Annotated in this window: 17 protein-coding genes; 7 read left to right on the top strand and 10 right to left on the bottom strand. The window is 66.6% G+C overall.

The window, feature by feature from the left end:
* The first annotated feature begins 449 nt into the window (after window positions 1-449).
* Complete coding sequence (dnaB, locus tag UC32_RS10660) at window positions 450-1,835, top strand: replicative DNA helicase (protein ID WP_015939029.1); 1,386 nt, start codon at window positions 450-452, stop codon at window positions 1,833-1,835.
* A 28-nt stretch (window positions 1,836-1,863) separates the two neighbouring features.
* Here dnaB and UC32_RS10655 read toward each other — a convergent pair whose 3' ends face one another.
* Both UC32_RS10655 and UC32_RS10650 read right to left on the bottom strand, forming a co-directional pair.
* The gene (locus UC32_RS10655; protein ID WP_045731312.1) at window positions 1,864-2,835 is read right to left on the bottom strand and encodes an acyl-CoA thioesterase; all 972 of its coding nucleotides are present in this window, start codon (window positions 2,833-2,835) and stop codon (window positions 1,864-1,866) included.
* A gap of 218 nt (window positions 2,836-3,053) precedes the next feature.
* The gene (locus UC32_RS10650; protein WP_045731209.1) at window positions 3,054-3,488 is read right to left on the bottom strand and encodes a DoxX family protein; all 435 of its coding nucleotides are present in this window, start codon (window positions 3,486-3,488) and stop codon (window positions 3,054-3,056) included.
* A 192-nt stretch (window positions 3,489-3,680) separates the two neighbouring features.
* On the opposite strand from UC32_RS10650, the gene UC32_RS10645 reads away from it, so the two are divergent.
* From UC32_RS10645 to UC32_RS10635, 3 genes are all read left to right on the top strand, one after another.
* Window positions 3,681-5,033: an MATE family efflux transporter gene (locus tag UC32_RS10645; protein ID WP_045731208.1), complete on the top strand. Its 1,353-nt coding sequence runs from the start codon at window positions 3,681-3,683 to the stop codon at window positions 5,031-5,033.
* 26 nt (window positions 5,034-5,059) lie between these two features.
* The gene (locus tag UC32_RS10640) at window positions 5,060-5,650 is read left to right on the top strand and encodes a hypothetical protein (protein ID WP_045731207.1); all 591 of its coding nucleotides are present in this window, start codon (window positions 5,060-5,062) and stop codon (window positions 5,648-5,650) included.
* Between the two features lie 101 nt (window positions 5,651-5,751).
* Complete coding sequence (locus tag UC32_RS10635) at window positions 5,752-6,120, top strand: hypothetical protein (protein WP_045731206.1); 369 nt, start codon at window positions 5,752-5,754, stop codon at window positions 6,118-6,120.
* Here UC32_RS10635 and UC32_RS10630 read toward each other — a convergent pair.
* On the bottom strand, window positions 6,117-6,662 hold the full coding sequence (locus UC32_RS10630; RefSeq protein ID WP_045731205.1) for a CGNR zinc finger domain-containing protein: 546 nt from the start codon (window positions 6,660-6,662) through the stop codon (window positions 6,117-6,119). The two genes, UC32_RS10635 and UC32_RS10630, sit on opposite strands and share 4 nt — an antisense overlap.
* A 71-nt stretch (window positions 6,663-6,733) precedes the next feature.
* On the opposite strand from UC32_RS10630, the gene UC32_RS10625 reads away from it, so the two are divergent.
* Window positions 6,734-7,774 carry an EamA family transporter gene (locus tag UC32_RS10625; RefSeq protein ID WP_045731204.1) on the top strand — a complete coding sequence of 347 codons (1,041 nt, stop codon included), beginning with the start codon at window positions 6,734-6,736 and terminating at the stop codon, window positions 7,772-7,774.
* 156 nt (window positions 7,775-7,930) lie between these two features.
* Here UC32_RS10625 and UC32_RS10620 read toward each other — a convergent pair whose 3' ends face one another.
* Window positions 7,931-8,194: a WXG100 family type VII secretion target gene (locus UC32_RS10620; RefSeq protein WP_045731203.1), complete on the bottom strand. Its 264-nt coding sequence runs from the start codon at window positions 8,192-8,194 to the stop codon at window positions 7,931-7,933.
* Window positions 8,195-8,418: 224 nt separating this feature from the next.
* On the opposite strand from UC32_RS10620, the gene UC32_RS10615 reads away from it, so the two are divergent.
* Entirely contained in the window at window positions 8,419-8,691 is a 273-nt protein-coding gene (locus tag UC32_RS10615) for a DUF2277 domain-containing protein (protein ID WP_045731202.1), read from the top strand.
* A gap of 24 nt (window positions 8,692-8,715) precedes the next feature.
* Here the strand turns inward: UC32_RS10615 and UC32_RS10610 are convergent, their stop codons facing one another.
* The 6 genes from UC32_RS10610 to UC32_RS10585 form a co-directional block, all read right to left on the bottom strand.
* The gene (locus UC32_RS10610; RefSeq protein WP_045731201.1) at window positions 8,716-11,028 is read right to left on the bottom strand and encodes a heavy metal translocating P-type ATPase; all 2,313 of its coding nucleotides are present in this window, start codon (window positions 11,026-11,028) and stop codon (window positions 8,716-8,718) included.
* A 38-nt stretch (window positions 11,029-11,066) separates the two neighbouring features.
* Window positions 11,067-11,306, bottom strand: a complete 240-nt coding sequence (locus UC32_RS10605; protein WP_045731200.1) for a heavy-metal-associated domain-containing protein — start codon at window positions 11,304-11,306, stop codon at window positions 11,067-11,069.
* 65 nt (window positions 11,307-11,371) lie between these two features.
* Window positions 11,372-11,728, bottom strand: coding sequence for a metal-sensitive transcriptional regulator (locus UC32_RS10600; protein ID WP_045731199.1), 357 nt, complete (start codon window positions 11,726-11,728; stop codon window positions 11,372-11,374).
* Between the two features lie 279 nt (window positions 11,729-12,007).
* A complete protein-coding gene (locus tag UC32_RS10595) occupies window positions 12,008-12,523 on the bottom strand; it encodes a universal stress protein (protein ID WP_045731198.1) in 516 nt (171 codons plus the stop codon).
* A gap of 52 nt (window positions 12,524-12,575) precedes the next feature.
* Window positions 12,576-13,316, bottom strand: a complete 741-nt coding sequence (locus tag UC32_RS10590) for a class F sortase (protein WP_045731197.1) — start codon at window positions 13,314-13,316, stop codon at window positions 12,576-12,578.
* Between the two features lie 108 nt (window positions 13,317-13,424).
* Window positions 13,425-14,156 carry a hypothetical protein gene (locus tag UC32_RS10585; RefSeq protein ID WP_045731196.1) on the bottom strand — a complete coding sequence of 244 codons (732 nt, stop codon included), beginning with the start codon at window positions 14,154-14,156 and terminating at the stop codon, window positions 13,425-13,427.
* 290 nt (window positions 14,157-14,446) lie between these two features.
* Between UC32_RS10585 and UC32_RS10580 the strand changes: the two genes are divergently transcribed.
* A complete protein-coding gene (locus UC32_RS10580; protein ID WP_045731195.1) occupies window positions 14,447-14,647 on the top strand; it encodes a hypothetical protein in 201 nt (66 codons plus the stop codon).
* Window positions 14,648-14,728 lie beyond the last annotated feature (81 nt).

Genomic DNA, 14,728 nt, shown 5'->3' with positions numbered 1-14,728 from the left:
GCTCCACATGTTTCACGGCGAGTTTTCGCAGGTCAGAGCCATGACTAGGGTCAAACTTTTTTCTTTTCCACAACTTTCCACACAGGCTGTGCACAAGCTATGCCGGTTAGTGCACAGGTTATCCACAGGCATTCACGGCGGTGGACTTTGCGGTGGAGCCGGAGGCCGCTAGCGTGGCGGGGTACCTGTTCCGGGGATCAATTGCGGCCCGCGGACCTGCATGGAACGCAGGCCGGACAGCAGCGGTAAACCCCGGGGGAGGGGTCCCTGTGGAAAACCTGTGGATTTGGGGATAACTCCTGTGCACAAGTGCGGTCTGGGGCCGGGCCGGCCGCAGTGTCGGACCCTGCCGGTAGACATTGGACAGGTGGCGGAACCCGGATTTCCGGCGAAGCCTATGCAGGACGGCAACCACCGGGCGGGCCCGGCAACTATGGAGGACGGCAGCTTTGTCAATCGCGCATCTGGACGAGGTCGAAACCACCCGCGGATCAGACGCGAGCCGAAAGCCTCCGCAGGACATCCCGGCTGAACAGTCCGTCCTGGGCGGCATGATGCTGTCCAAGGATGCCATCGCGGACGTCGTGGAAATCCTTCGCGGCCAGGACTTCTACCGCCCCGCCCATGAAACCATTTACGAAGCAATCATCGATCTTTACGGCCGCGGTGAGCCCGCGGACGCCGTCACAGTCTCCGACGAGCTGACCAAGCGGGCCGAGATCAACAGGATCGGTGGACCCGCGTACCTGCACGAGCTGATCCAGACTGTACCCACGGCAGCCAACGCCGGCTACTACGCCGAAATCGTTGCCGAACGCGCGGTGCTGCGCCGCCTCGTCAACGCCGGGACCAAGATCGTCCAGCTGGGCTACGGCTCTGACGGCGAAGTGGAGGACCTGGTCAACCAGGCCCAAGCAGAGGTCTACGCCGTTGCCGAGCGCCGCACGGCGGAAGATTACGTGGTCCTCAAGGACGTCATGGAATCCACCGTGGACGAGATCGAGGCTTCCGGCCACCGCGGCGAAGGCATGGTGGGTGTGCCCACCGGCTTCTATGAGCTCGACGAACTTACCCACGGCCTGCATCCGGGCCAGATGATCGTCATCGCCGCCCGTCCCGCGGTGGGCAAGTCCACCTTCGCGCTGGACTTCGCCCGCTCGGCCGCCATCAAGAACAACCTGGCCACCGTCATGTTCTCCCTGGAAATGGGCCGGAACGAGATTGCCATGCGCCTCCTCTCGGCCGAGGCCACCATCGGCCTGCAGGACCTCCGCAAGGGCACCATCAAGGACGAACAGTGGTCCAAGATCGCCACCACCATGGGCCGCATGAACGACGCTCCGCTGTTCATCGATGACAGCCCCAACATGTCCCTCATGGAGATCCGCGCCAAGTGCCGCCGCCTGAAGCAGCAGCATGACCTTAAGCTCGTGATCCTGGACTACCTGCAGCTCATGAGTTCCGGCAAGAAAGTTGAGTCGCGCCAGCAGGAAGTTTCCGAGTTCTCCCGTGCACTCAAGCTCCTGGCCAAGGAACTCCAGGTTCCGGTGATTGCTCTGTCCCAGCTGAACCGTGGATCCGAGCAGCGCCAGGACAAGCGGCCCATGGTCTCCGACCTGCGCGAATCCGGCTCCATCGAGCAGGACGCGGACATGGTCATCCTGCTGCACCGTGAGGACGTCTACGACAAGGAATCCCCGCGCGCCGGTGAGGCCGACATCCTGATCGCCAAGCACCGCAACGGTCCCACCAAGGACATTGTGGTGGCGTTCCAGGGCCACTACTCCCGGTTCGCCAACATGGCCGGTGACGCCGGCGGAGGCGGAGGCTTCTAGGCCCGACGCCGGAGCGGCCCGCCCAGGGTCAGTCCCCGGCCAGAAGGTGGTTCGGCAGCCGGTTCCCAGGCGCCGTGCCCCTGATCTCCAGCAGTTCCCGCGCGTGGGCGTGAAGCCGCTTGTCTTCGTCGCTGACCGGCACCCACGCCGGGATAGGCACTGAGTTGCCTCCGCCGTCGCGCGCCACCATGACCGTGAGGCAGTACGTGGTGAGGTTCAGTTCACGGCCTTTGGGATCGCCGGAGCGGACGTGGACGGCGATGTGCATCCCCTTGGTGCCGGTGTAGACGAGGCGGGCCTCCACTTCCACTACGTGCCCGATCAGGAGGGGCCGGTAGAAGCGCACCCCGCCGGAAAACACTGCCACCGTATCCTGGCCGCAGTAGCGCGACGCGCAGACGTACGCGGCCTCGTCGATCCATTTCATGACAATTCCGCCGTGGACCTTGCCGCCCCAGTTCACATCGGTGGGCGCCGCCATGAACCGAAGCGTCACCCGCTCGGCAGTGCCGGCATCTGTATATTCCTGATGGTTCATAGCTTCGACGATCTGTTCCCGGACCTTGATCCGGGCCAGGGCGTGGTCGCGCTGTTCGATCTCTGCGTCACCGACAGGCTCAAACTGCTTGACGGGGGTGGGCTTGCCGTCCTCGCCCACCGCCACGAAGATCACCATGCACTGGCTGCGCATGGTGGCGGGGCCGCCCTTGGGGTCGCTGGAGGAGACTACGGTGCGGATATGCATGGAGGACCGGCCGGTGTAGACGATGGTGGCCTCCACCTCCACCATGTCGCCGCTGTTCACAGGGTCCGCGAAGTGGATGTTGCCCACGTAGGCCGTGACGCAGTAGGACTTTGCCCACCCTACAGCGGCGGCGTAGGCGGCCTTGTCCACCCACTCCAGCACTGTCCCGGCGTCCACGGAGCCGCTGTGGCCAACGTCGGTGGGTGCCGCCAGGAAGCGGAGGGTCACGGAGTTGGGCGTGCCGGTCTCAGTCATGCTGCCGATCATACTGAGGCTCCCGGTTACCGGCCGGTTCGGCCCCCAGCGTTAGCCGCAAGAGACGTGTGACGGGCCGTAACTTCGCGAAATCGCTGGAACGGCGCCAGATCGCTGTAGCGGAACAGCGAATTCGCACCGTTCCAGCGTCCCGGGTGGAGTTAAACCACGACGGCGGCCACGCACCGGGGTGCGCGGCCGCCGTCGGGCGTTTTGGCTTAGGCCAGGACTGCCAGCTTGGAGTTCCGGCGTCCGAAGGGGGCGCGGTCCACGGAAACGCGGCCGGCGCCGGTGAGGGCCAGGGCGAACGCCGCCGCCGCGAGGAGCAGCACCAGCTCGTAGCCGCCGTTGGCAGCGAAAACCCCGGCGGAAGCGTGCACCAGGAAGAGGGCGCCCAGCATGTCGAGGGCCAGGAGGGCGGCCACCACGCGGGTCAGGATGCCCAGGATCAGGGCGATGCCGCCGGCGAGTTCAAGGACGGCAACGGCCGGGGCCATGACGTCGGCTGCGGGCACGCCCATCTTGGCGAAAGACGCCTGGGTGCCGGCGATGGTCCATTCGTTGAACTTCTGCCAGCCGTGGGCTGCGAAGAGGAAGCCCAGGACAATCCGGAGGGCTGTGATGGCGGTGGTGGTCAGGCGGGACTGGTTCATGGGGTTTCACCGTTTCGGATATCGGTCGGAGCTGGACACATGCAAGCAGGGGCCGGATCGCAGCGTTGAACCCTTCCAGTGTTTCGCAGGATTGGTTGAAGAGTCAACTAATCGAAGCGTTCTGTGGGACATGTCATGACCGTGACGTCACAGTCAGCCGCCTCCCCGCTCTATGGCCGTTAAGCTGGCACGGTGTCCCATCCCTCCACCTCCGCGCCTCTAGCGTCGCGCCGGGGCAATGCCCGCGAGATCCTCCGTCTCGCTGTCCCCGCGTTCGGTGCACTCGTCGCCGAACCACTGTTCCTGCTGGCGGACTCTGCAATTGTGGGACATCTGGGCGTGGCCCAATTGGCAGGTGTGGGGCTGGCATCGGCCGTGCTGCACACCGTCGTCGGACTGATGGTCTTCCTCGCCTACTCCACCACCCCAGCGGTGGCCCGGGCCATCGGCGATGGCCAGCTCGGCAAAGCCCTGGCCGCAGGGCGCGACGGCGTCTGGCTGGCCCTGCTGCTGGGCGTCGTCCTGGCGGCGGCAGGCTTTGTGGCAGCAGAACCGCTGATCGGGCTCATGGGCGCAGAAGGCGAGGTGCGCGCCTTCGCCGTCGACTACCTTCGCTGGTCCATGCCGGGACTTGTGGCGATGCTGCTGGTCTTTGCCGGGACCGGTGTGCTCCGCGGACTCCAGGACACCCGCACACCGCTGGTGGTGGCCACCGCCGGTTTCGGGCTGAACATCGTCCTGAACCTTTGGCTGGTCTACGGACTCAACTGGTCCGTCACCGGCTCCGCCGTGGGCACCAGTGTGGCGCAATGGGGCATGGCGGCTGTCTACGTGCTGATGGTGCGGCGCAACGCCCTCCGGCATGGCGTGTCTCTGTTGCCCAGCTGGCACGGCATCCGCAGCATGACCCGGGTGGGATCCTGGCTGATGCTGCGCACCCTCAGCCTGCGGGCCGCAATCCTGGTGACGGTCCTGGTGGTGACCGGCCAAGGCGCCGTCAACCTGGCGGCACACCAGCTCGCCATGACCATCTTTTCCTTCCTGGCATTCGCCCTGGATGCCCTGGCCATCGCGGCGCAGGCACTGATCGGCAAGGAGCTGGGCGGATCCAACGCGGCCCGGGCACGGCTGCTGACAACCACCATGATCCGGTGGGGCATCGGCTTTGGCGTGGTCACGGGGCTGCTCCTCGCGGTGGCGGCACCATGGGCCGGCGCCCTCTTTACCCCGGACCGGGAAGTGCAAGCCGCTTTGGCCGTCGCCCTGTGGATCCTGGCCGCCAGCCAGCCCATTGCCGGATACGTCTTCGTGCTGGATGGCGTGCTTATCGGGGCCGGGGATGCCCGCTACCTGGCCCTGGCCGGCCTGCTGAATGTTGCCGTGTATGCCCCACTGCTGGCGGCTGTTGCGTTTTCCGGGGCCTCAGGGATTGCGGGACTCGGCTGGCTCTGGGCAGCATTCGCCATCGGATACATGGCCGCACGGGCGCTCACCCTGGGCCTGCGCGCCCGGAGTGACAGGTGGATGGTGCTGGGTTCGGCCTAACCGGGGCGCGCAACTAAACTGGAGCCGTGACACAACCCTTGACGCCCGCAGGCGCCGCCCACGGAACCGCCCCCCGCACCGACCTGTGGAAGCCGGTCCTGCTGCGCTCCGCTGCCTCGCTGGTGTTCGGAGCCGTAACGATCTTCTGGGCCACGCCCTCCGTGGAAGCCATGGGCTGGGCCGGCGGCCTGTACCTCCTGGCCATCGGTGCCGTCACCCTCTGGGGTATCCCGGCCACCGGATTCGGGCGCGACTCTGTGGCCGGGAAGATACTCTCGGCTGCCGGATCGGTATTGGCGGGAGCAGGATTCGCGGTGCTCCTGCTGCACAGTGACCTTCTGTTCGGTGTCATCGCGGCGCTGGGGCTCGGCGTCGCCGGAGCCCTGGAGCTGGCGTGCGGTCTCCGGAACCGGGGCCGGCACGTCCTGGCCCGGGACTGGATCACCTCTGGACTCATCAGCCTCGGAACGGCGGCGATCCTGCCGTTCTTCATCAGCCTCGGTGCGCACGCCCTGCTGGGCGTGGCCGGCGGCGGGGCCATCATTCTCGGTGTGCTGTGGGCATTGTCCGGGCTGACGCTCAGGCACGATTCCCGCAGTACGGCCGCGAAGCCGTAAACTAGGAAGGTCCCGGTTCTACTCGCTGTAGAAATTTCGCCGGGACCACCCACAACGTACACCGGGCCGGCCATCCATGCCGCCCGCAGGGAGGACTTACCGTGGCAGACCAGCACCAGGGAAAACCGCGCAACCTGCGGACCTCTGTGAAGGGCCCGCTGATGTTCTCCGCGTTCTGGGCTGTTGTGGCCTTCTTCGCCGTGGTGATTTTCGCTTCCGGCGGCAGTGCCCGCGCTCCGCGATTCGACCTCGCCTTCACGGCTGCCGGCATCGCCTTCATTGTCACCCTGGTGATTGCGGCCATGCTGTCGATGAGCTACAAGGAGAACGCCGAGCACCTGGGCAAGGGATCCGGCGTCAACCTCAGCTCGGCCAAGAACACGTCCCACGGCTTCGGTGGAACCAGTGCCTCCGGCTCGCCCGGGCAGCAGGACCACGACGGCGGCACTGAAGGTTCGGCGGGCCGCTAGCCCGCCGCCGCCTGGCGTGCCCGGTAGGCCGCCACATGCGCCCGGTTGGCGCAGTTGCCTGTATCGCAGTACCGCTTTGACCGGTTTCGGCTGAGGTCCAGTACCGCCGCGTCGCAGTCCTCGGCCTCGCAGACGCGCAGCCGGTCCATCTCCTTGCTGCGCACCACATCCGCCAGCGCCATTGCCGCCTCCGTGCTGATCCGGTCCGCGAGCGGGGCCTCGGGTGTGGTGGCGTGCAGATGCCAGTCCCAGCCATCGTGCCGCACCAGCTGGGGGAGCGCGTTGGCGTCGCGGAGCAGGCGGTTGATGGTCTCCACCGCGCGGTCTTCCCCCGCCACCCAGGCCCCGGCCAGTTCGCCGCGCAACCGCCGGACGCTGGCCAGCTCCGCCTCATCCCGCACCCTGGAGCCTGAAAACTGCTCGGCCGCCAGGAACCTGTCCAGATCCCGTTGGGACTCCAGGTCCTCGCGTCCGTTGGCACCGGAATTGATGAGGTTGACCACGCTGCGCAGCGCAACCTCAGTGTCAGGGGCAAATACCATCTTGACTCCTTACAGCGCCGAAGCGTACTGTCATGACCAATACCCCACTTTACTCCTGACAGGAGGCGACGGTGCCTGCCGCAAAGAACCATCCCGCCACGACAAGTCCGGTGGCACCCCGCCGCAGCTTCCTGGCCTCCGGCCTGGGCATCGCCCTGTTCTCCTCCGCCGTCTTCGGCACGTCGGGATCCTTCGGCAAGGCGCTGCTGGAAACGGGATGGTCCCCGGGCGCCGCCGTCACGGCACGGCTCACCGGCGCCGCGCTCATCCTCGCCATCCCGGCGGTCATCGCCCTGAGGGGCCGCTGGCACCAGCTGCGGGACAACTGGCTCACCATCGTGCTCTTTGGCCTGATCGGCGTGGCAGCATGCCAGCTGTTCTACTTCAACGCGGTGGAGCGGCTCTCCGTGGGCGTCGCCCTGCTGCTCGAGTACCTGGCTCCGGTGATCATCGTCCTGTGGATCTGGGCAGCCAGCCGAAAACGGCCGCGCGCGCTGACCTTCGGGGGAACCCTGCTGTCCCTGGCGGGCCTGGTCCTGGTGCTGGACCTCACCGGGGCCGTGAAGGTGGACCCGGTGGGGGTCCTCTGGGGCATCGCCGCAGCGGTCTGCCTTGCCATCTACTTCTTCATCACCGCCAAGGAAAATGACACCCTGCCGCCCCTCGTACTGGCATCGGGCGGCCTGATGGTGGGCGCCGCCGTCATGTGGCTGGCCGGTGCCACCGGACTGCTGCCCATGGCGTTCAACACTGCAGACACGAAACTCGGGCCCTGGGTGAGCCCGTGGTGGGTTTCGCTGGCCGGGCTGGTGGTCCTGGCAACGGTGCTGGCCTACGTCTCGGGGATTATGGCGGCGCGCGCCCTGGGCTCCAAGGTGGCCTCGTTTGTTTCACTTACCGAGGTGCTGTTCGCCGTCCTCTGGGCCTGGCTGCTGCTGGGCGAATTGCCCGGTGCCATCCAGCTTGTGGGCGGAGTGCTCATCGTAGGCGGCGTCCTCCTGGTCCGGCTCGACGAACTCCGGGCTCCCGCGGTGGAACCCGCGCCCGGCCAGCCAGCGGCGAAGGCAACCTCACCGCTCGAGCACGCGAACGACGTCGAACCCGTGCCCTGAGTGCCCCAGCGTGCGCGGATGCCCGCGCACCCTCGCCCGCCGCAGGTCCGGCACTTTATACAGCGGTTAAACGCGCGAGGGCCCGGACACCTTGCGGTGTCCGGGCCCTCGCCGTTACAAACAGGTGCCTGGTGACAGGTCCTGCGCAACCGGGGCTTAGCGGGAAGCCTGGTCCTGCTCTTCAGCGTTGCGCTTGGCCTTGTCGCCGGCTTCCTTCAGTGCTTCGGCAACCTTGGTCAGCATGGTGGTGTGCTGGCCCGACCATTCGTTGCGGAACTTGTCAGCGTCGGGGCCTTCCCAGTTGGTGCTGCTCAGAACCTTGGTGAGAGTGGACTTCTGCGTCTCGATCTCGGACGCACCTGCCTGAAGCTTGCTGCCCAGCTGACGAAGCTGCTGAACGTCTGCACCCCAAATAGCCATCAGTATCTCCTTGTTGGTAAGTGGATCCGAACCAGGTCGGCATCCCCAGCGGCCCCCCGGCTCATCCGGAAGATCCATTGCCTAAAACCTATCCCGGCGCTCAAAGGAGTGTCGATGGGCACCCCTGCCCATGCTGTCCTCCCCATGGACGGGCCCGCTCAACCTGCTGATAAAGCAAGCCTAGAAGGGTCGATCTTAGGCGTTCCAGAGCCTAGCATGGGCCTATGTGCCGGAACATCCGAACCCTTCACAACTTCGAGCCGCACGCCACCTCCGAGGAGGTGCACGCCGCCGCGCTGCAGTACGTGCGCAAGATCAGCGGCAGCACCAAGCCGTCCAAGGCCAACCAGGAAGCGTTCGATGACGCGGTCCACGAGATCGCCCATATCACCCAGCACCTGCTGGACGCGCTGGTGACCCAGGCGCCGCCCAAGGACCGCGACGAGGAAGCCGCCAAGGCCCGGGCCCGCGCCGCCGTCCGCTACGGTGCTGCCTGAACCCAGCCCCCTAGAGGTGAACCGCTACTTTCCGAAGCTCCGGAGCCGCAGCGAGTTGGCCACCACCAGCACCGAACTGGCGGCCATGGCAGCGCCCGCGATCATGGGGTTGAGCAGGCCGAGCGCTGCCACCGGGATCCCGACGGCGTTATAGAAGAAGGCCCAAAACAGGTTCGTTTTGATGGTGGCCAGGGTCCTGCGGGACAGCTCGATGGCCTGTGCCACCTGGGCAAGGTCGTTTCCCATCACCGTGAGGTCCGCGGCCTCGATGGCCACATCAGTTCCGGACCCCATCGCGATCCCCAGGTCCGCCTGCGCGAGGGCGGCAGCATCGTTCACGCCGTCCCCGGCCATGGCTACGGTTGCTCCCGCGGCCTGCAGTCTGCGTACGGCCTCCACCTTGCCTTCCGGCAGTACTCCCGCATACACGTCTGCAGCGGGGATCCCGACGGCGGCAGCCACCTGGGCGGCCACGGCGGGGTTGTCTCCGGTCAGCAGGATGGGGCGCAGGCCAAGGTCCTTCAGCCGTTTTACGGCGACGGGTGAGCCTTCCTTGACCGTGTCCCGGAGGCTGACGATTCCTGCGGGGACGCCGTCAACGGCCAGCCAGACGGCCGTGGCGCCGGCTGCCTCCGCTTCCGCCAGTGCTTCCAGCTGCCCAGGAGAGGGCTCCACCCCGTTGTCGCGGAGCCAGCCCGTGCGGCCGGCCAAAACCAGCAGGCCCTCCACCGTTCCCGTGACTCCGCCACCCGGAGCCGAACGGAAGCCATCGACGGCGGGCAGGCGGCCGTCGTCGTCCGCGGCACCGCCCGGGCGTGCCGGAACGACCTCCTTCGCCGCCGTCGCAATGGCCCGCGCCACGGGGTGTTCGGACGCAGACTCAACGGCACCGGCGAGACGCAGCACCTGCTGCCTGTCGAATCCGCCGAAGGCGACGGCGGACTCAACCGCCAGTACACCGGTAGTCACGGTGCCCGTCTTGTCCAGCAGGATGGTGTCCACCGTGCGGGTATCCTCCAGGACCTGCGGTCCCTTGATCAGGATCCCCAACTGGGCGCCGCGCCCCGTTCCCGTCAGCAGGCCCACCGGGGTGGCCAGGCCCAGGGCGCACGGGCAGGCGATGACCAGAACGGCGACGGCGGCGGTGAAGGCGGCGCGCAGCCCGCTGTCCGTTCCGTCCGGTTCCGCGATGAACAGCCACAGCAGGAACGTCGCCGCGGCAATGGCCAGCACCACCGGGACGAAGACGGCACTGATGCGGTCCGCCAGCCTCGCGATGGGCGCCTTGCCGGTCTGCGCCTGTGAAACCAGGCGGGCCATCTGCGCGAGCGTGGATTCGGCGCCCACGCGGGTTGCCCGGACCAGCAGCCTGCCCGACGTGTTGATGGTGGCTCCGGTGACCTTGCTTCCAGGGCCCACCTCCACGGGCACCGACTCGCCTGTCACCAGTGAGGCGTCCACCGCCGAGGACCCGTCGAGGACCACGCCGTCGGTGGCGATTTTCTCACCCGGGCGGACCACCAGGACATCCCCCACCTGCAGCCGGTCCGCGGGAACCCGTTGTTCCAGCCCTTCGCGTAGGACTGCGGCGTCCTTGGCACCCAGGCTGATCAGGGCCTTGAGGGCGTTCCCGGCCTTCTGCTTGGCGTTGGCCTCCAGGTAGCGGCCCAGGAGCAGGAAGGTGGTGACCACCGCTGCCACCTCAAAGTAGAGGCCGCCGGCGTCCATGCCTTCCATGCCCGGGTGCTCGGTCATCCGCGGATCGGCTGCCAGCTGCCAGACCGAGAACAGGTAGGCCGCCGTCACGCCGATGGAGACCAGCGTGTCCATGGTGGAGGCCAGGTGCCGCGCATTGACGGCCGCGGCGCGGTGAAATGGCCAGGCAGCCCAGGTGACCACCGGAAGTGCGAGGGCTCCTGCTGCCCAGCCCCAATGAGGAAACTGGAACGCGGGCACCATGGATACCAGGAACACAGGAACAGTGAGGATGGCCGCCAGGATGAGGCGCGGACGCAGCTGCGTGGCCGTGCCGCCGTGCGCCATGTGATGGTCAGTTCCACCCGCCTCCGGTCCGCCGGTGTCCGAGGGTGCAGGCGGCGTACGCACGGTGGCGGTGTAGCCGGCGGCATTGACGGTAGCCACCAGCTGGTCGTCGGTGATCCCTTCCGGAGCCGTGACGTGGGCCGATTCCAGCGGGAGGTTGACCGAGGCTGCCACACCTTCCAGTTTGCCGAGCTTCTTCTCCACCCGGTTGACGCAGGAAGCGCAGGTCATGCCCTGGATGTCCAGTTCCACCACGCGGGTGCCGGGCGGTTGCAGCAGTTCCTGGTGGGCCATGCCGTCCTCTCAGGGGTTGGTACGGTGCGCGGGGGTCCCTACGCTTCGTTGGCGACGACCAAGTAACCGGCCTCGGCCACGGCTTCACCGATTTCGGAGGGTGACAGTTTGCCCGTGGAGGTGATGGTAACGGTGGAAATGCCGCCGGCGTTGAGGTCCACGTCCACTGCTTCCACACCGGTGAGGGCCTCGAGCTCCTCACTGACAGCGGAAACACAGTGGCCGCAGGTCATGCCGGAGACGCTGACTTTGGTGGTGGTGGGGGAGGTGGTGCTCATGGCTGCTCCTTCGTAGCTTCCGGCGGTGGCCGGTATGGATGGTGGTTCAGGCGTGGGGGCTGCTGTCAGCGCAGCAGGCGGCCGATGGCTTCCGCGGCTTCCCTGACTTTGGCATCGATTGCTTCGGCGCGTGCCTCAGGGTCCGGTTCTGCAGCGGCACCCACCACGCAGTGGCCGATGTGCTCTTCCACCAACCCCAGGCTGACGGCGTGCAGGGCTTTGGTGACGGCGGATACCTGGGTGAGGATGTCGATGCAGTACTTGTCCTCGTCCACCATGCGCGCGATACCCCGGACCTGGCCCTCAATGCGTTTGAGGCGGCGCAGGTAGGCATCCTTGTTGGCCGTGTATCCATGCTCGGCCGCACGCTGCGGTGCCAGCTCTGTGGGTTGCGCGGTTACGGCCTCTTCGATGGCGTCCATGCCTTCAACCTATACCCCGTTGGGGTATGGACGCAAGTACCCCCAGGGGGTATCTAAGCTGGCTAAGTCAGGACACAAAAAAGCTCCGGAGTGCGTTATTGGGGGATACGCACTCCGGAGCAGCTCTTGGGCAAGCCCGGCATCTACTCACTGCGGAACCGGCCTGCAGGATTTAGCTTACTGTCTGGTAGGGAACTCCGCCAGCACCCGGAATAAGTACTTTCGCTTTATTATTTGGGACCTGGATTTAACGTGCTTTCAGCGGGTGAACGCCGGAACTCAGCTGTCCTGGTGCGCCGGCATCCTGTACGGAACCACCAGTACCGGCAGGCTCTGGTGATGGCTGAGCCAGGCGCCCACCGATCCGTTCAGTGCCTCCGATAGCCGGTGCGAAAATCCCCGTTCGGAGGTCCCCACCACGATCATGGGCGCATTGGTTTCGGCTGCCAGGCGGGCCAGCGCCCGGGCGGGGTCGCCGGCGAGCGTGCGGAGCGTCCATTCCACCGTTCCACTGCCGGCAGGAACCTTTTCCACGGCTGCCAGGATGTCCGCCTTCAGCCCGGTGGTCAGTGCCCGGATGTCTTCGTCGTCGGCGTCCGGATGCAGGGAAAGCCGGTGGGCGGACCGTGCGGGGTCCCATTCCACCAGGTAGCTGGCCTCGTCCACATACGCGCAGAGCAGTGGCTGGCCCAGCCTGGCGGCCAGGCTGGCAGCGGTGTGGAGGACTTCCGGATGCTGCTTTGGCATGATGCCCACCAGAAGCGGAGCCGTACCGCTGAACCGTTCGGATGTCATAGCCCATTGTCCGCCCGGGACGCGGCAGGTGAACAGGTCCCGCCGGCGTTTGTCAGGGGCCAGCGGGAGAGGCGGTGACCACCACGTTCTTGCCCCACGGATCCTCCGTATAGCAGCTGATGAGGACCACCCTGTTGGGGACGATCTCCCAGATGGGGCTGTCCTTGAGGCTGGCCTTCACGTAGGTGGTCACGCTGTCCACCCGGTAGGGGATGGCTCCGGTGCCGGTCTCCATAGTGAAGCTGTCGCCCACTTTGGCGGCTGAACTCAGGTGGTTGAAGGGGGCGTCTGCGCCGTCCCAGCTGTGGCCGATGACGTACGTGGTGTTGGCGGAGTGGTTGCCGGGTACTCCGTACGGAGTCAGCCAGTAGGCGTCCTTGGTTTCCGGCGGAACGATGGTCTGGCTGGCGGCCGCGGCCGAGTCGGGTTCCAGCGGGTGGACCGGCACGTCGAGATCGGCGGCCGGGTAGCTGATGCGGACCGGGGCCGCCGCCTCCGGAAGTGCAGGTCCCGGTGTCGCCTGCCACGGTGCCCCTGTGGCAAGGGGGTCAAGCGCCGGTGCCGTGCTGCTGGGTGCGGCAATGGGAGTGGCGGAAGGGACAGGTTCGGCGGTGGCCGGTGCGGCCGCCACGGCGTTGACGACGGCGGGAGGCTGGCCCTGCTGCAGGAGCGGCGTGCCGAACGTGATGCCCAAGGCTGCCGTGACACCGCACAGCAGGATTGCCAGGTCAGCGCGGTTCAGGAGATGCCACGGCCGCTTTGGTGGCTCCGGGCGGCTGTTCTCCTCGGCCATTTTGCTCCTCCGGTGGGTCACTGGTGAAAGGAAGGAAGGCGTCCCGCCGGGCACTGGCGGAACGCCTTCCTTGTCAGGGGCCGCAGCGTTGCGGGGGTGACGACGGCGTCAGCGGGCCATTGGCGAGGAAGCAGACCGGCGGCGGATGGCCACCGCAGCCCCGGCCGCAGCCAGTGCGCCGATGCCGCCCAGCCAGGCGGGTGATGCCGGGTTGGCGCCGACGGCGGTCTGGGCGTTGTAGCCCTGGTTGGTGCCCTTGCCGACGGGTGCAGCGGCCACCGCACCGGTTGCCTGCTGCACCTGGGTGGCGGCGGGCTGGGCGGGCACTGCCGGAGTCACCACGGCTGGTGTTGTGGCGGGTGGGACAACGGGCGTCACCGCGGGCGGGTTGTTGACCGGAGGGTTGTTGACCGGAGGGTTGACGACGGGTGGGTTGTCCACGGGCGGGTTATCGACAGGTGGGTTGTCGACGGGCGGGTTGTCGACGGGCGGGTTGTCGACCGGCGGGTTATCGACGGGCGGGTTGTCCACGGGTGGGTTGTCGACCGGAGGCGCCGCAACGCAGCCGTTGTTGTAGATGGCCTGTCCCGCAGCATCCCAGTTCTGCCCGTCTTTCAGGCCGTCGTTGGGCGGAATGATGTCGTTGCCGTGCTTGTCATGACCGTTCAGTGACGGGACCGCAACCGCGTTCACGGTGTAGTGATCGGCGTTCGAGCCCGAGCCGGCATGGCAGATGATGACCTTATCGTCATCGCTCCAGCCACGGTCGGCTACTGCGGGGGCGGCGACGACGAGCGCCGCCAGGCCTACGGCGCCGAGGGTTCCTATGGTGCGTTTCATGGTGATCTCCCCAGTTTGATTGCGTGAAACGGACCATGGTTGGGAAAGGCCAGCGGTGGCGCCCGTATGCCCCAGCGGCACGGTCAGCTTGCTTGAGTTTTCAGGCTAGGGGCGGCGCCAGGGAAGGTCCTCAGTAGGGTGTACTCGTCTTTCCCGGACTGAAGCCCGCCAGGTTACTTGCCGGTACCCGATCTGTGCCCGGGAGTAGTACCTGTACGGGCGGGCGGAGCCTTGTCCCGGGATTCGCCCGCGCCTAACGTTTAAGTCAACGAAAGGCAGGTGGATCTGGCATGGAAATCTTCATGTGGTGGCTGGACCTAGACCTGGACAGCAAGGAGTGGCTGCGCGAGAACCTTCGGACGGGTGACCTGCCCCTGCCGGTGCTCCAGGGCATCGCTGAAGCGGGCGGACCGCACCCGGACAATCCTGCGGCAGTGCTGACGGCAGCTGACTGGGACTTCATCGAAACGCAGTCCGAGTTCGTCGACTAGGTGTACTGGGTCAGGACGTTGGTTACATCGTGAATAGGTGAAGACCTCTTAGGTTGGTGGTTACCACACACAGCCAACGAC

Origin of the sequence: Pseudarthrobacter chlorophenolicus, from assembly GCF_000962805.1 — a bacterium.
GTDB classification, from domain to species: domain Bacteria; phylum Actinomycetota; class Actinomycetes; order Actinomycetales; family Micrococcaceae; genus Arthrobacter; species Arthrobacter chlorophenolicus_A.
Note: the sequence above shows the minus strand (reverse complement) of the source record. Positions and strands in the feature narration are given on the sequence as shown.

Excerpts from the sequence above, each read along its gene's own strand:
- UC32_RS10620 (WP_045731203.1), bottom strand. The coding sequence starts at position 8,194 with ATGGCTATTTGGGGTGCAGACGTTCAGCAGCTTCGTCAGCTGGGCAGC.
- UC32_RS10590 (WP_045731197.1), bottom strand. The coding sequence starts at position 13,316 with ATGGCCGAGGAGAACAGCCGCCCGGAGCCACCAAAGCGGCCGTGGCAT.
- UC32_RS10650 (WP_045731209.1), bottom strand. The coding sequence starts at position 3,488 with ATGAACCAGTCCCGCCTGACCACCACCGCCATCACAGCCCTCCGGATT.
- UC32_RS10605 (WP_045731200.1), bottom strand. The coding sequence starts at position 11,306 with ATGAGCACCACCTCCCCCACCACCACCAAAGTCAGCGTCTCCGGCATG.
- UC32_RS10580 (WP_045731195.1), top strand. The coding sequence starts at position 14,447 with ATGGAAATCTTCATGTGGTGGCTGGACCTAGACCTGGACAGCAAGGAG.
- UC32_RS10600 (WP_045731199.1), bottom strand. The coding sequence starts at position 11,728 with ATGGACGCCATCGAAGAGGCCGTAACCGCGCAACCCACAGAGCTGGCA.
- UC32_RS10595 (WP_045731198.1), bottom strand. The coding sequence starts at position 12,523 with ATGACATCCGAACGGTTCAGCGGTACGGCTCCGCTTCTGGTGGGCATC.
- UC32_RS10610 (WP_045731201.1), bottom strand. The coding sequence starts at position 11,028 with ATGGCCCACCAGGAACTGCTGCAACCGCCCGGCACCCGCGTGGTGGAA.
- UC32_RS10630 (WP_045731205.1), bottom strand. The coding sequence starts at position 6,662 with ATGGTATTTGCCCCTGACACTGAGGTTGCGCTGCGCAGCGTGGTCAAC.
- UC32_RS10585 (WP_045731196.1), bottom strand. The coding sequence starts at position 14,156 with ATGAAACGCACCATAGGAACCCTCGGCGCCGTAGGCCTGGCGGCGCTC.
- UC32_RS10655 (WP_045731312.1), bottom strand. The coding sequence starts at position 2,835 with ATGACTGAGACCGGCACGCCCAACTCCGTGACCCTCCGCTTCCTGGCG.
- UC32_RS10615 (WP_045731202.1), top strand. The coding sequence starts at position 8,419 with ATGTGCCGGAACATCCGAACCCTTCACAACTTCGAGCCGCACGCCACC.